The organism is Bradyrhizobium cedriense (assembly GCF_054602315.1).
Genome location: NZ_JBTSWB010000001.1, coordinates 1,079,446 through 1,092,585 on the forward strand (window position 1 = coordinate 1,079,446; position 13,140 = coordinate 1,092,585).

At 64.4% G+C, this 13,140-nt stretch carries 12 protein-coding genes; 7 read left to right on the forward strand and 5 right to left on the reverse strand.

Annotated features, from left to right (window positions below; all coding sequences use genetic code 11):
* The first annotated feature begins 330 nt into the window (after nt 1-330).
* A complete protein-coding gene (locus ACYCVF_RS05055) occupies nt 331-837 on the forward strand; it encodes a YciE/YciF ferroxidase family protein (RefSeq protein ID WP_459597514.1) in 507 nt (168 codons plus the stop codon).
* A gap of 112 nt (nt 838-949) precedes the next feature.
* On the opposite strand, the gene ACYCVF_RS05060 is transcribed toward ACYCVF_RS05055, so the two are convergent.
* The gene (locus tag ACYCVF_RS05060; protein ID WP_459597516.1) at nt 950-1,384 is read right to left on the reverse strand and encodes a hypothetical protein; all 435 of its coding nucleotides are present in this window, start codon (nt 1,382-1,384) and stop codon (nt 950-952) included.
* Nucleotides 1,385-1,431: 47 nt separating this feature from the next.
* On the opposite strand from ACYCVF_RS05060, the gene ACYCVF_RS05065 reads away from it, so the two are divergent.
* A complete protein-coding gene (locus ACYCVF_RS05065) occupies nt 1,432-2,031 on the forward strand; it encodes a hypothetical protein (RefSeq protein ID WP_459597518.1) in 600 nt (199 codons plus the stop codon).
* A gap of 8 nt (nt 2,032-2,039) precedes the next feature.
* On the opposite strand, the gene ACYCVF_RS05070 is transcribed toward ACYCVF_RS05065, so the two are convergent.
* Complete coding sequence (locus ACYCVF_RS05070) at nt 2,040-3,383, reverse strand: aminotransferase-like domain-containing protein (protein ID WP_459597520.1); 1,344 nt, start codon at nt 3,381-3,383, stop codon at nt 2,040-2,042.
* Nucleotides 3,384-3,571: 188 nt separating this feature from the next.
* On the opposite strand from ACYCVF_RS05070, the gene ACYCVF_RS05075 reads away from it, so the two are divergent.
* On the forward strand, nt 3,572-3,808 hold the full coding sequence (locus ACYCVF_RS05075; RefSeq protein ID WP_459597522.1) for a DUF1127 domain-containing protein: 237 nt from the start codon (nt 3,572-3,574) through the stop codon (nt 3,806-3,808).
* Between the two features lie 128 nt (nt 3,809-3,936).
* Here the strand turns inward: ACYCVF_RS05075 and ACYCVF_RS05080 are convergent, their stop codons facing one another.
* The 3 genes from ACYCVF_RS05080 to ACYCVF_RS05090 all read right to left on the reverse strand — a co-directional run bounded on the left by ACYCVF_RS05080 (nt 3,937) and on the right by ACYCVF_RS05090 (nt 6,549).
* A complete protein-coding gene (locus ACYCVF_RS05080) occupies nt 3,937-4,941 on the reverse strand; it encodes an alpha/beta fold hydrolase (RefSeq protein WP_459597524.1) in 1,005 nt (334 codons plus the stop codon).
* Between the two features lie 595 nt (nt 4,942-5,536).
* Complete coding sequence (locus ACYCVF_RS05085) at nt 5,537-5,962, reverse strand: universal stress protein (RefSeq protein WP_128926751.1); 426 nt, start codon at nt 5,960-5,962, stop codon at nt 5,537-5,539.
* A gap of 50 nt (nt 5,963-6,012) precedes the next feature.
* Entirely contained in the window at nt 6,013-6,549 is a 537-nt protein-coding gene (locus tag ACYCVF_RS05090) for a SixA phosphatase family protein (RefSeq protein WP_459597527.1), read from the reverse strand.
* 92 nt (nt 6,550-6,641) lie between these two features.
* Between ACYCVF_RS05090 and ACYCVF_RS05095 the strand changes: the two genes are divergently transcribed.
* The 4 genes from ACYCVF_RS05095 (at nt 6,642) to flgK (ending at nt 13,125) form a co-directional block, all read left to right on the forward strand.
* Nucleotides 6,642-8,093: an NAD(P)/FAD-dependent oxidoreductase gene (locus tag ACYCVF_RS05095; protein WP_459597529.1), complete on the forward strand. Its 1,452-nt coding sequence runs from the start codon at nt 6,642-6,644 to the stop codon at nt 8,091-8,093.
* Nucleotides 8,094-8,180: 87 nt separating this feature from the next.
* On the forward strand, nt 8,181-8,693 hold the full coding sequence (msrB, locus tag ACYCVF_RS05100; RefSeq protein WP_459597531.1) for a peptide-methionine (R)-S-oxide reductase MsrB: 513 nt from the start codon (nt 8,181-8,183) through the stop codon (nt 8,691-8,693).
* Between the two features lie 261 nt (nt 8,694-8,954).
* Entirely contained in the window at nt 8,955-11,207 is a 2,253-nt protein-coding gene (locus ACYCVF_RS05105) for a flagellar hook-basal body complex protein (RefSeq protein ID WP_061025878.1), read from the forward strand.
* A gap of 34 nt (nt 11,208-11,241) precedes the next feature.
* The gene (gene flgK / locus ACYCVF_RS05110; protein ID WP_459597533.1) at nt 11,242-13,125 is read left to right on the forward strand and encodes a flagellar hook-associated protein FlgK; all 1,884 of its coding nucleotides are present in this window, start codon (nt 11,242-11,244) and stop codon (nt 13,123-13,125) included.
* Nucleotides 13,126-13,140: the final 15 nt, after the last annotated feature.

The window sequence follows — 13,140 nt, forward strand, 5'->3', positions numbered from 1 at the left end:
CTCATTTAAGGCAAAACCAGCGGCTTGTGCAGCCCTTGACAAGAATAGGTTCTGCATCGGACCGCCACTTTTGTCATACGCGGTTCATATCGGCGGCGCGTTAAGCATATGAGTCGTGAAACCCGCTCCGCTCGCGCATCTGTGTGCCGACATGAATTCATATCCTGGCGCCGTCCGCCTTGTTCCAGCGCAAATGGTCATAGGCGATTTTTGGAACGTCGATGCCGCGTGCTCGTTAGGCTCCATCAGCAATCGAACATGGCGGAATATGCGGCTTCTCATGCAAGCCGACGCTCCCGTGTTCCCCAAAACCCTTAGAGGATTCGAACGATGGGACTGTTCACAAAAGACATCAAAACCATGAACGACCTGTTCGTGCACCAGCTCCAGGACATCTACTACGCCGAGCAGCAGCTCACCAAGGCGCTGCCGAAGATGGCAAGCAAGGCCACCGATCCGCAGCTGAAACAGGGCTTTTTGACGCACCTTGAGGAAACCAAGCAGCACGTCGCTCGACTTGAGGAAGTGTTCAAGATGCACGGCGTCCCCGTGAAGGCGGTCGATTGCCCGGCCATCGACGGCATCATTGAGGAAGCCGACGAAACCGCCGGGGAAGTCGCCGACAAGGCGGTGCTCGACGCTGCTCTGATCAACGCAGCGCAGGCCGCCGAACATTACGAGATCGTCCGCTACGGCAGCCTGATCGCCTGGGCCAAGCAGCTCGGCCGCAACGACTGCGCCAGCGTCCTTGCAAAGACGCTGGAGGAGGAGAAGGCGACCGACAAGAAGCTGACGACGCTCGCCGAGAGCAAGGTGAACCTGCGCGCGGCGAGCTAGCAGTCGCAGTGAAAGCCGGGAAGCGCCGCGCGGCCAACGCGCGGCGCTTTCCTTTTGAAGTGGATCATTGGCCACCCTTGGTGAGTCTCGGCGGCGGCTCGGCGCAATAAGGTCAGCCGCGCCTTAACGCGAAATGCGCGCCGCAGAATGCCATCACCGCACCGAGACACAGCGCGGCAAGCCCGGCGAGCATACCCGAGACGGTGGGGATCGGGCTCGGCGCCGAGGCCGTCTGGCCGGCTCCCGCAAGCAGCAGCACGCCGACCGCGATCAGGAATTGCCGCATCCGTTGCGGGATCTGCCCGGAGACGGCGCTCTGCATCAATGTCGCCGTGAAATAGCCGCCGGAGAATCCAACCGTGGCGATCAGCCACCACGCGATCGCCGCGCCTGCGGGTATGAACTCATGTGTGTCGGAGCGCCAGAGGCCGCCGAGATCGAGCCCGTAGCGTGCGCCGAGCATGTGCACCGCGAGGGCGAGCAGCACACCGGAGATCACGGCGGCGCCGAGGATCAGGCGGCGCGGAAAATAGGTCGTCTCAGCCATGTCCCGCTTGTAGGATGGGCGAGGGCGTCCGCGCAAGCGGATCGCGAATGGGACCTGTGATCGATATGCCGGGAGCCGAAGCCGATGCGGCCACGCGCTACGCCTACAAGGCCTCGCTGATCGGCTCGGCGCATCGCTTCGAGCTCACGGACGAAGGGCTGTCTTGGCACACTCCAGGACGCTCCGGCCTGTGGCGCTACGACGAGATCTCGGCGGTCCGGCTGTCGTTCCGCCCGGTCTCGATGCAGCAGCACCGCTTTCGTGCCGACGTCAGCCGCGCCGGCGGCGGCCGTATCGCGATCCTGTCGACGAGTTGGCAGACGGCGGCCCTGATGGCGCCGCAGGACAACGGCTTTCGCCAGTTCATCGTCGCGCTTCATGAGCGTTTGGCGAAGGCGGACAGCCGGGCGACGCTGACTGCAGGGCTTGGCCGCAAGACCTATGCGGCAGTGCTGGCGTTCCTGGCGATGCTGACGGTGGCCATGACGGGGCTGCTGATCCGCGCCCTCATGATCGGCGAGTTCGCGGGCGTGCTGTTCATCCTCGGCTTTGCCGCTCTGTTCGCCTGGCAGGTCGGCGGCTTCGTGTGGCGCAACCGGCCGCGGAGCTACAGCTTCGGTCGATTGCCCCGATCCTTGTTGCCATAGAGCGGTCGCTACTCCGTCGAGTCGAAATCCTCTTCCTTGGTGCCGAGCAGCGAGGCGATCGTGCGCAGGCCGGAATCGAGCTGCTCGGGCGTGGGCGGGGCGAGCGCGAGCCGCACCGCATTCGGCGCATGACCGTGGGCAATGGCGAAGGTCGAGGACGGCGTCAGCGCGATGCCGCGCCTTGCTGCTGCGGCGACGAAGGTCTGCGAGCGCCAGTGCGGGGGCAGCGTCAGCCAGAGATGATAGGCGCGCGGGTCGGCGGCGAGCTGGTAGCCGGACAAGAGCCTTGCGGCGGTCTGCTGGCGGCGCGCGGCGTCGATGCGCTTCAGTCGGGTCAGCTCGGCGACAGTGCCGTCGGCCATCAGCCGTTGCCCGGCCGCCAGCGCGTGGCCGGAGGCGATCCAGCCGCCGGTGCGCACCGCGCTCATCACGCTCTCGCGCAGATGCGATGGCGCGACGAGGATACCGAGCGCGAGGCCGGGCGCGACCTTCTTGGACAGGCTGTCGATCACGATGCAGCGGTCCGGCCCGAGCGCCGCGAGCGGCGTGTCGTCGGCGAGGAAGCCGTAGACGGCGTCCTCGACGATGGTGAGATCGAGCTTCTCGGCGACGCGCATGATGTCGCCGCGCCGCGTCGCGTTCATGGTGACGCCGAGCGGATTCTGGATGATGGGCTGGAGATACAGCGCCGACAGGTGGGCCTCGCGATGCGCCTTCTGGATGGCGTCGGGCCGCGCGCCGTGCTCGTCCATCGGAATCGGGACCAGCGTCACACCCAACCGCGCGGCGATGCTCTTGACGTAGGGATAGGTCAGCGCCTCGACGCCGCAGCGGCCGCCGGTGGGAACGAGCGCCGCAAGCGCGGCCGCGAGCGATTGCTTGCCATTGGCAGTGAAGAAGATCTGTTCGGCCTGTGGCGCGAAATCCTTGCGCGCGAGATAGGCGGCCGCCGCATGGCGCGCGCTCCTGGTGCCCGTGCTGGTCGAGACGCGCAACGCGGATTCGAGCGCGTCGACGCGTTCGAGTCCTGCAAGGCTCTTGGCGATCATCGCCCATTGCTGCGGCAGCAGCGGGTAATTGACCTCGAAATTGATGCGCGCCTCGGCCGGCTCGCTGAGCGTCTGCACTTCGCGCCTGACGTCGCCCGAGATGAACGTACCGCGTCCGACCTCGCCGACCACGAGCCCGCGGCGGAGCAATTCCGTATAAACCCGGCTCGCGGTCGAGACCGCAATGCCACGGTCATAGGCAAAATTGCGCTGCGGCGGCAGCCGGTCGCCGGGCCTTAACGTGCCGTTAGTGATATCGGCCGCAATGGCATCGGCAAGCTTCACGTACTCGAACTTGGACATTATTGCACCGAGAGCAATGTTTTACTTGCTCCGAGTAGTGTACTGGAGCATTTAAGTTCCATCAAGTTCCGCGATTGAGCCGAGGTGAGCGAGAGCAATCCGACGGCAAATGAGGTGCAGGCGCTGACAGCGCCCGCGCCAACGGCATCGGCTGCGCCGCGCGGAACGACACGCCGGAGAAGAAGAAAATGATCACGATCTCCCAAACTGCCGGGCGGAGTTTACGCCCATCCTCATCGGGCCGATTTTTCACTGCGATTGCCAACGCTGCCTCTGCCCTGTTCAACCGCCTGGAGCGCCGCTCCGCCGTCAAGACGCTGAACGAGCTCGACGACCGCGCCTTGCGCGACATCGGCATCACGCGCAGCCAGATCGAGGATGCGGTATACGGGCAGTTCAAGGCCGAACTGACGCGGTACCTGTGAGCTTGCTGTCTTGTGGACAATGCCGTCTAGAGCCTTTCCCGTTCCGATGAAATCGGAACGGGGCTCTAGATTCTTGTTTTGACGCGTTTTCTTGACGCGAACCGGTGTCCACTTCGGTCGAAAACGCTCTAATGCAATGTCTCGGCAGCGGCTTCGTCGATGGCCGCCATCAGGTCCGGTGTCGCAGATTGATGGATCATGTGACCTACTCCGGCGATCCGATGCAATTTGCTCTGCTTGATCTTCTCGTGGAGTCTGACGGACTGCTTGTCGATGTCGATCAGACGGTCGTCAGCCCCCCCGATGATGATCGTGGGCATCCTAAGTTCGCTGTAGGTCTTCGCAGCTGCAAAGGCCGCGGGGACCATCAAGGCCGCTTCCGCAGCACTGGCATGCATCTGTGCTGGCCGTACGGCCATTTCCTTGGGAAAATCAGCGAACTTCTCGGGGACTTCGCGCGGGCCGAATAATTTGCGCAACATCGCAGGCCACATCAGCCGCCCGAAGATCGGGGATACGGTGTAACTGATGATATCTCCGAGCCCGGGTATTGCAGATGGAAAAGAGGCCACGGCGTCGGTGCGGGCGGTTGGGAAATAGTATCCCGACGCCAGCACCAATGCTTCGACGAACGAGGGATGCCTGATCGCCAGCGCCACTGCGACCGACGCTCCCCACGAATGCCCCAGCACAATCGCGCGCTGAACGCCCAGATGAGCGAGTGCTTCCTTGAACAGATCTGCTTGCGCCTCGGGCGTCCAAACGGCACTCCGGGGTCGCAAGCTATGTCCGAATCCGGGGCGATCGAACACGATGACGCGGTAACTCTGCTCTGCCAGATCAATCAAGCCGCTCGACTCGAAATCCTGGATCATGCTGCCGTTGCCGTGAAAGAGAACCAGCGGTCGACCGTTGCCCCGCTCCACATAGTGCAGACGTACGCCGTTGACCTCGATGAATCGTCCCTGCGGGGGATTATCGCGTTGCGCCTTCCTGGCAAGCTGCCGATTGACGAGAGCCGCCCCCGCCATGACCGTTACTGCACCAGCAATGGCGGTGAGCGTAGGATATCGCCTGAAGGCGGTCAGGCAGCGGGAAAGAAGCGAGGGGAAGCGAGCTTGCAGAAAGGCCATTGGCAGTACCTCGGGCGGGTCTGCACGATACCTCACAGCAGAATGAGAAATGTTGCAGCTGATCTAAACGAGGGCGAGGTGCGTTCGTTCCTGTCTCAGCAGATGCTGGCCTGGTGTTAGTTCGGGCCCGCGGGATCGTCCTTCGGAGGTCGCAAGCCAGGAGAGGCGAGCCAATCATCCATGTGAGCCGCTATCTCGGCCTGCCGGGCCCTTTTGGTGACAGCTTCCCGCAGAGGGCCATGCGGTAGCAACTTCGCTTCCTCTGCAAGCCTTTTGGCCTCTTCGAGGAGTCGGTCTTTGAGTGATTTCGTGTGCGTCAACGGGCGGCGCTGCATGCGGCGTTCCTTTCCGTGAGGGCGGGAGCGCGATCAGGCGTTCTCATCACCGATAGAAAAGCCGAGGGCCGAGCGGCGACGATCATTAACGTTCCAACCCGGGAACGGTTCCATGGGGTCGGACGGACGTCGTATGCAGTACGAACTCGCCGACAGGAATGAACTGCAAGGCCGATGCTACCAAACAAGCCGCGTGGACTCGCGTCGATGAGGTTGCGGTTGCGCCTTGCTGTTGCTGTACCTTGCTGAGTCCGCGCGCCCTAGTGCCTGACCACCAGCACGGAGCACTTGGCATAGCGCACCACGTGTCCGGCGTTGGAGCCGAGGAAATAGGTGCGCATCGCCGGCCGGTGCGAGGTCATCACGATCAGGTCGGCCTTCATATGCACCGCTTCCTCCAGGATCTCGTGGTAGATGCCGCCCTGGCGCACCACGCTGGAGATGCGACCTGGCTCGATGCCCGATTCGCGCGCGACGATGGCGAGGGCTTCCTCCGAGGTCTGGCGCTGCTGCTCGTCGAAATCCGCCGGCACGTATTCGGCGAGCATCACCGGCGTCATCGGCAGCACGTTGAGCAGGCGCACCGTGCCGCTCCAGGTCTGCGACAACGTCGCCGCGGTTGCGATCGCCGGCTTGGCCAGATCGGTATCGGCGAGGTCGATGGGCACGAGGATGGACTTGAACATCTGCGCCTCCAAATCTTTCGGTCAGCACGTCTTGCCGGTAGGTCCCGCGATCATCCCGGTCGAAGCAGCTTGGGGCTGACGAACAGCACCAGCTTGCCGCGGCGGTACGCCACGTCACCCCAATCCTTGACGTCAAAGTCGAAGATCGCAAGCCCTGCGGTGGGCAGATTGTCGCCGAGTGCCCTGGCACCGGCCGGATCGCCGCTGCCCATCAGCATCAGCGCGACCTCGTGCATGCCGGGATTGTGGCCGATCAGCAGCAACTGCTTTGGGTCGGCCGGCGCGGTCGCCGTGCGAATCGCTGCCAGGATCTCCGCAGGATCGGCGCCATAGAGTTCCGGCAGGACCTCGACCTGCGGCGCTGCGACGCGGTCCTTCATCGCCTCCCAGGCGATGTCCCAGGTCTGCCGGGCGCGGACGGCATGCGACACCAGCACGGTATCGGGGAAGGGCGGATGAGCGGCGATCCAGTCGCCAATTCGCGCTGCATCCTTGTGGCCGCGCTCGTCGAGGCGGCGATCCTGGTCACGGCCGCTCGGCGCGTCGGTCTCGGTCTTGGCGTGACGCAGCAGCATCAAACGGCGCATGGCATTCTCGAATCGCTCCACGTCCAGAATAATCTAGGGGCGCCGGTTGAGGACAAGGTGACAGGCGCCCGGTTGGTATCTTAAGAAACGCCATGAGCGAGACTTTCACAAGCGTGTCCCAGGAAGAGGCCGGCTTTCGCGAGCGGCTGTCGTTCGATCTGGACGCAGACATCTGCGTCATCGGAGCGGGGCTTGCCGGCCTTTCCGTCGCGCTGGAAGCCGCCCGGCTCGGGGCCAGCGTTGCGGTGCTCGAGGGCCGGCATATCGGCTGGAACGCCTCCGGCAACCAACTCGGCACCGTGATGCCGGGCTTTGCATTGCCGCTCACCGACCTGATCGAGCGCATCGGCTTCGACGACGCGCGCGAGTTGTGGACGCTGTCGAAGGAGGGGGCCGAGATCGTCCGGGCAAACGTCACGGAAGAGAACATGCCGGGAATTGCCCTGAGCGAGGGCGTGCTGGAAGTCTCCAACGTCGATGCCGGCGACCGGCTGATCAGCCGGTTGCAGATGCTGAACGAGGATTTCGATACCGAGGTCGAGGGCTGGCAGGCCGAACGCGTGCGCGAGTTGCTCAAGACCGATCGCTACTTCCACGGCGTGTACTATCCCAGGGCGTTCCAAGTCGACGGCCGCAAATATGTGCACGGCCTTGCGGCGCTGGCGCGGCGGGCCGGGGCCCGCATCTTCGAGGATACGCCAGTCGTCAGCATCGATCATTCCGGCATCCGCAAGCGCATCGTCACGCCCTCGGCGCGCCTGCGGGCAAGCCATATCGTGCTCGCAGGCAACATTCATCTCGGTGCGCCCTTGGAGCGTCTGTCGGACACGCTCCTGCCGGTCTGGCGCTACGCCGGCGTGACCGCGCCGCTGGGCGAGCGCCTTCACGAGATCATCGCCTTCAAGGGATCGGTGACGGATTCCGACGGTGTCGACCATTTCCGGATCGTCGATGGCGACCGGCTGATGTGGGAGAGCCCGGAGACCACCTGGGCGGCACGTCCGCAGCGCTTCGCGGGCGCCGTTAGACGCCGGATCCGCACGATTTTTCCTGCGCTCGGCAACGTCGAGATCACGGACATGTTCGGCGGCGCCACCGGCCAGACTGTGCACGGCATGCCGCAGATCGGCCAGCTGCGGAAAGGCCTGTGGGTCGCGAGCGGGTTCGGCCGCCAGGGCATGAACACCGCCGCCTTGGCCGGACAGATGATCGCGCGCAGCATTTTGCGCGGCGATGAGCGCTGGCGGTTGTTTTCGCCATTCGAACTGGTCTGGGCGGGCGGCACCACGGGCCGCGTTGCGGGCCAACTGGTCGGGATCTGGAGCAGGGCGAGTTCCGCCGCCGCAGGCTCGCTCGCCCGCTACCGCGAGCGAGCTCGCGTCAAGGACAGGAAGCGCGAGGCGCGCCTCGCCGAAGCCAATCGGGCCGCCGGCACGGGCCCGCGCCGCGCGCCGTCCGGCGTCCGGCCACGACAGGCTCCGCCGCCAAGAGCGGCGGCACAGAGCGTGGAACCAGCCTCGCAAGGCGACGGCGTACCGCAATAGACCCTGAGAAAAATTCCGCCCGGACGTGTAACGTCGGCCGTTAGAACCCGTATCTCAGGGCGTGGGAGCTCCCACACGGAGAATGAGATGTTTGACCGCCGCATCCTGCTATCGACCGTCGCCGGCCTGTTTGGCCTTTCGGCCTTCCGCTGGCTGACAGCATCCCCCGCCGAGGCTGGCGAGAAGGCCGCGGGAAAGTTCGAAATCGTGAAGACGGAGGCCGAATGGCGTGCCCAGCTCACGCCGCAGCAATATGAGATCCTGCGCAACCACGGCACCGAGCGGCCCGGCTCCAGCCCGCTGCTCAAGGAGAAGCGCAAGGGCATTTTCGCCTGTGCCGGCTGCGACCTGCCGCTGTTTTCGTCCGAGACCAAGTTCGAGAGCGGCACGGGATGGCCGAGCTTCTATGCGCCCATCGAGGGCAATATCGGTAAGACCGAGGACCGCGCCTATGGAATGGTCCGCACTGAGGTGCATTGCCGCCGCTGCGGCGGTCATCTCGGCCATGTCTTCGACGATGGCCCGAAGCCGACCGGATTGCGCTACTGCATCGATGGCTTCGGGCTGGTCTTCCACCCGGCTGCGGCGTCGGCGACTTGAGGTGTCGTTCCGGAGCGATGCGTCAGGACCGAATCCGGAATCTCGAGATTCCGGATTCGGTCCTGCGGACCGCTCCGGAATGACATCATGCCCCGGCAATTGTTGCCGGCCCGGCAATTGTGCCCCGGTCATCCGACCGGGGCATGTCTATTTAAGTCATTGATTTCCTGAGAATACCTGCATTGGCATAGCCTTTGCGACGTCTCTCCCGATTGCGGCCATGGTCGACCGGCCGCCGAGATCGGATTTGGAGACAAAGTTATGGGTATCTTCGATGCAATGAACACCTCGGTGGGTGGCCTGCAGGCGCAGTCCTTCGCGCTTCAGAACATCTCGGGCAACATCGCGAACTCGTCCACCACCGGTTACAAGGGCATCGGCACCAGCTTCGTCGACCTCATTCCCGACTCTTCCGTCCCCAGCAAACAGGTCGCCGGCGGCGTGACCGCCAATGCGAAGGCCACCATCACCACGCAGGGCACGATCTCGTCCTCCACCGTCGCCACCAACATGGCGATCACCGGCGACGGCTTCTTCTCGATCCAGAAGGCGAGCGGCGTCGTCGACAACGTGCCGGTGTTCACTGGCGTCACCTACTATACGAGGCGCGGCGACTTCCAGCTCAATGCCAACGGCAATCTGGTCAATGGCGCCGGCTATTACCTGATGGGCGTCACGGTCGACCCGAAGACCGGCAACCCGACCGGCAGCGTGGCAAACGTGCTGCAATTCCAGAACAACTTCATTCCGGCGCAGGCGACCACCTCGATCCAGTACGCTGCGAACCTGCCGACGCAGCCGAACACGGTGGCGAAAACGACAGCGGCGGCCGGCACGCTGCTGGCGGCGGGCGGACTGAACCCGTCCGACTTCACCGCGAATCCGCTGCCGGTCGGCACACCGCCCGCGCCCTATGCCAACGCCACGGTGTCAGGCGCAGCCGCCACCGGCAACATCCGTTCCGCGTATTCGTCGACCACGGCCACCGGCACGGTCGCGCTCCAGAACAATTCGTCTGCGGTCGCCTCGACCACCACCTCCCTCGACAATACCGTCGGCACGCATCTCGCCTCCAGCATTCTCACCGCGTTGAGCGGCCAGACGCTGACGATCAATGGCAACACGATCACCTTCAACGCCGGCACGACGGTTTCGACGGTCGGCAACAACACCACGATCGGTCTGGGCGCGGGCACGACGGCGACGGTTGCGGACATCCTGAACGCGATCCAGACCGCGGGCGGCGCCGGCGTCACGGCTTCGCTCTCCGCCAGCGGCAATATCCAGATCTCGAGCGGCACCGGCACCGACGTGGCCGTCGGCAGCGGCACGGCCGCCACCGCACTCGGCATCAGCAGCGTGACCCGCGGCGGCAACGTGCTGTCCTCGCCCGCGATCTCGGGCGCAACGGTGCTGAGCGGCTCGGCGACCGCCGGCGGCGCCCAGGTGCTCACGTCCAGCTTCGCCGCCGGCGATACCATCACGGTCAACGGTCAGACGCTGACCTTCATGGCCTCGGGCGCCTCGGGTCCCAACCAGATCAACATCACCGACAACATCACGACCCTGCTCGGCAAGATCGACGCGCTGTCCGGCGCGTCGGGATCGTCGATCAGCAGCGGCGGCGTGATCACGCTGAACACCGGCACCGTGTCCAACCTGTCGGTGTCGAGCTCGAACAGCGCCGCCTTCGCCGCGCTCGGCTTCACCTCGACCATCACCAAGAACCGCGACGGCGGCGGTACGGCCGGCACCGGCGGCGTGATCGGCAACGACATCGCCACCTTCACCAAGGAATCGATCAGCGGCGGCGCGGTGACCGCCTACAACGCCGCCGGCACGCCGGTGAACCTGCAATTGCGCTGGGCCAAGACCGACAGCGCCTCGCTGGGCGCCGGCCATTCCGACACCTGGAACCTGTTCTACCAGACCGATCCCAATGCGACCGGCACGACGGTCGGCTGGGTCAATACCGGCCAGGCCTTCACCTTTGCCGCCGACGGCTCGCTGACTTCGCCGAGCGGCTCGGGCATCACCATCAACAACGTCAGCGTCAGCGGCCAGTCGCTCGGCTCCGTCGCCTTCAACATCTCCTCTGGCGGACTGACGCAATATGCCAGCACCAGCGGCGCGGTGACCATCAACACCATCACGCAGAACGGCTATGCCGCCGGTCAGCTTCGCTCGGTTGCCGTCAACAACAACGGCATCGTGGTCGGCACCTTCTCGAATGGCCAGAACCTCAACCTCGCGCAGGTTCAGCTGTCGCACTTCAATGGCACCAACTATCTGAAGGCGATGGACGGCGGCGCCTATGCTGCGACCGAGCAGTCGGGAGACGCCATCGACGGCGCCTCGGGCACCATCAGCGGTTCGTCGCTGGAGGGATCCAATACCGACATCGCCGACGAATTCACTAAGCTGATCGTGACCCAACAGGCCTATTCGGCCAACACCAAGGTGATCACGACCGCGAATTCGATGGTGCAGGACCTCTTGAACGTGTTGCGCTGATCGGCGCGCAACGTAACCAAAGGCGGCCAGTGATATGGGTTTGAGTTCAGCCCTCGCCAGTGCGATGAGCGGCCTGCGTGCCAACCAGGCCGCGCTCTCTATCGTCTCCTCGAACGTCGCGAATTCGCAGACGCCGGGTTACGTCGTCCAGAGGGCGAACCAGATCGAGGTCACCACCGGCGAGTTCGGCGCGACGGCGATGACCACCGGTGTCACCCGTGAGCTCGACACCTACGTGCTGAACCAGCTGCGTACCGAGACCGGCGGCAGCGGCTATGCCGACCAGATGGCCAACATCCTGAAGCAGCTTCAGAATGTCTATGGCACGCCCGGCAATGCCGGCACGCTCGAAACTGCGCTGAACAAGTTCACCAGCGCGCTTCAGGCGCTTTCGACCAGCTCGGGCGCGTCCTCGGCGCAGACCGTCGCGCTTGGGGCGGCGCAGGCGCTGGCGCGGCAGCTCAACGTCACCACCACGGGTATCCAGTCGCTTCGCTCCAATGTCGAGCAGGATCTCAGCAACTCCGCGCAAGCCGCCAATGCCGCGATGAAGCAGATCGCCGATATCAATACCAGGCTCCAGGGCCTGTCGGCGACCGATCCATCGGCCGCCACACTGATGGACCAGCGCGACCAGGCCATCAACACGCTGTCGAACTATGTCGACGTCCGCGTCACCACCGACGGCTCGAATCAGGCCAACATCTACACCACGACCGGTATTCAGCTGGTCGGCGCAGGGCTCGCCTCGGAATTCTCCTTTGCTTCCGCCGGCGCGCTGTCGGCGACCTCGCTCTACAACATCGACCCGGCCAAGTCCGGCGTCGGTGCGTTCAACATCAAGCTGCCGAACGGCTCGCAAGTCGACGTCGTCGCCAACAACGTGGTTTCGTCCGGCCAGATCGCGGCCGACCTGAAGCTGCGCGACGAGCTGCTGGTGCAGGCGCAGAACCAGATCGACCAGCTCGCCGCCACGATGTCGAGCGCGCTGTCCGATAGGACCACGTCGGGCAGCACGGTCTCCGGTCCGCCGGCCGGGTTCGATCTCGAGCTCGCGGGTTCGCTGCCTGGCAACACGGTCAACATCACCTACACGGACACGACCACCAACACGCAGCGCCAGATCACGCTGGTCAACGTGACCGATCCGGCGGCGCTGCCGCTCCAGAATGCGACCAATGCCAATCCGATGCGGATCGGCATCGACTTCGCCGGCGGCATGGGGGCGATCGCCTCCGCGCTCAATACCGCGCTTGCCGGCACGCATCTTTCGTTCGCCGCCGCTCCGTCGCCGGCGACGGCGACGACGCTGCGGGTGACCGACGACAACACCGGCCTTGCCAAGGTCAGTTCGGCCGCGACCACCAAGACCATCTCGTCACTGACCTCGGGCAACCCGCAACTGGCGGTGTTCACCGACGGCGGGCAGGCGCTCTACACTGGCGCAATCACCGCGTCGGGCTCGCAGATGACCGGGCTTGCCGGGCGCATCGCCGTGAACACGCAGCTGGTCAACGATCCGACGAGGCTGTCGATCTACAACACGTCTCCGGTGACGCCCGCGGGCGACACCACGCGTTCGGATTATCTCTATTCGCAGCTCACCAATGCGGTGTTCTCCTATTCCCCGCAGAGCGGCCTCGGCTCGGCAAACCAGCCCTTCTCCGGCAGCGTTTCGAACTTTCTCCAGCAATTCCTGAGCGTGCAGGCCAATGCCGCGACCCAGGCGACCCAGCTCCAGCAGGGCCAGAGCGTCGTGGTCTCGACGCTCCAGGCCAAGTTCGACTCGACCGCCAGCGTCAATCTGGACTCGGAGATGTCGAGCCTGATCCAGCTTCAGAATGCCTATGCCGCCAACGCCCACGTCATGTCGGTGGTGCAGAGCATGATGAACACGTTGCTCCAGGCTCAAGTGTAACAAGTAACAGGGCTC

What these genes read in the sequence shown, in the direction of transcription:
- ACYCVF_RS05095 (WP_459597529.1), top strand. Translation starts at nt 6,642, where the DNA reads ATGAGCGAGACTTTCACAAGCGTGTCCCAGGAAGAGGCCGGCTTTCGC.
- ACYCVF_RS05085 (WP_128926751.1), bottom strand. Translation starts at nt 5,962, where the DNA reads ATGTTCAAGTCCATCCTCGTGCCCATCGACCTCGCCGATACCGATCTG.
- ACYCVF_RS05055 (WP_459597514.1), top strand. Translation starts at nt 331, where the DNA reads ATGGGACTGTTCACAAAAGACATCAAAACCATGAACGACCTGTTCGTG.
- ACYCVF_RS05090 (WP_459597527.1), bottom strand. Translation starts at nt 6,549, where the DNA reads ATGCGCCGTTTGATGCTGCTGCGTCACGCCAAGACCGAGACCGACGCG.
- ACYCVF_RS05065 (WP_459597518.1), top strand. Translation starts at nt 1,432, where the DNA reads ATGGGACCTGTGATCGATATGCCGGGAGCCGAAGCCGATGCGGCCACG.
- ACYCVF_RS05075 (WP_459597522.1), top strand. Translation starts at nt 3,572, where the DNA reads ATGATCACGATCTCCCAAACTGCCGGGCGGAGTTTACGCCCATCCTCA.
- flgK (WP_459597533.1), top strand. Translation starts at nt 11,242, where the DNA reads ATGGGTTTGAGTTCAGCCCTCGCCAGTGCGATGAGCGGCCTGCGTGCC.
- msrB (WP_459597531.1), top strand. Translation starts at nt 8,181, where the DNA reads ATGTTTGACCGCCGCATCCTGCTATCGACCGTCGCCGGCCTGTTTGGC.
- ACYCVF_RS05105 (WP_061025878.1), top strand. Translation starts at nt 8,955, where the DNA reads ATGGGTATCTTCGATGCAATGAACACCTCGGTGGGTGGCCTGCAGGCG.
- ACYCVF_RS05060 (WP_459597516.1), bottom strand. Translation starts at nt 1,384, where the DNA reads ATGGCTGAGACGACCTATTTTCCGCGCCGCCTGATCCTCGGCGCCGCC.
- ACYCVF_RS05080 (WP_459597524.1), bottom strand. Translation starts at nt 4,941, where the DNA reads ATGGCCTTTCTGCAAGCTCGCTTCCCCTCGCTTCTTTCCCGCTGCCTG.
- ACYCVF_RS05070 (WP_459597520.1), bottom strand. Translation starts at nt 3,383, where the DNA reads ATGTCCAAGTTCGAGTACGTGAAGCTTGCCGATGCCATTGCGGCCGAT.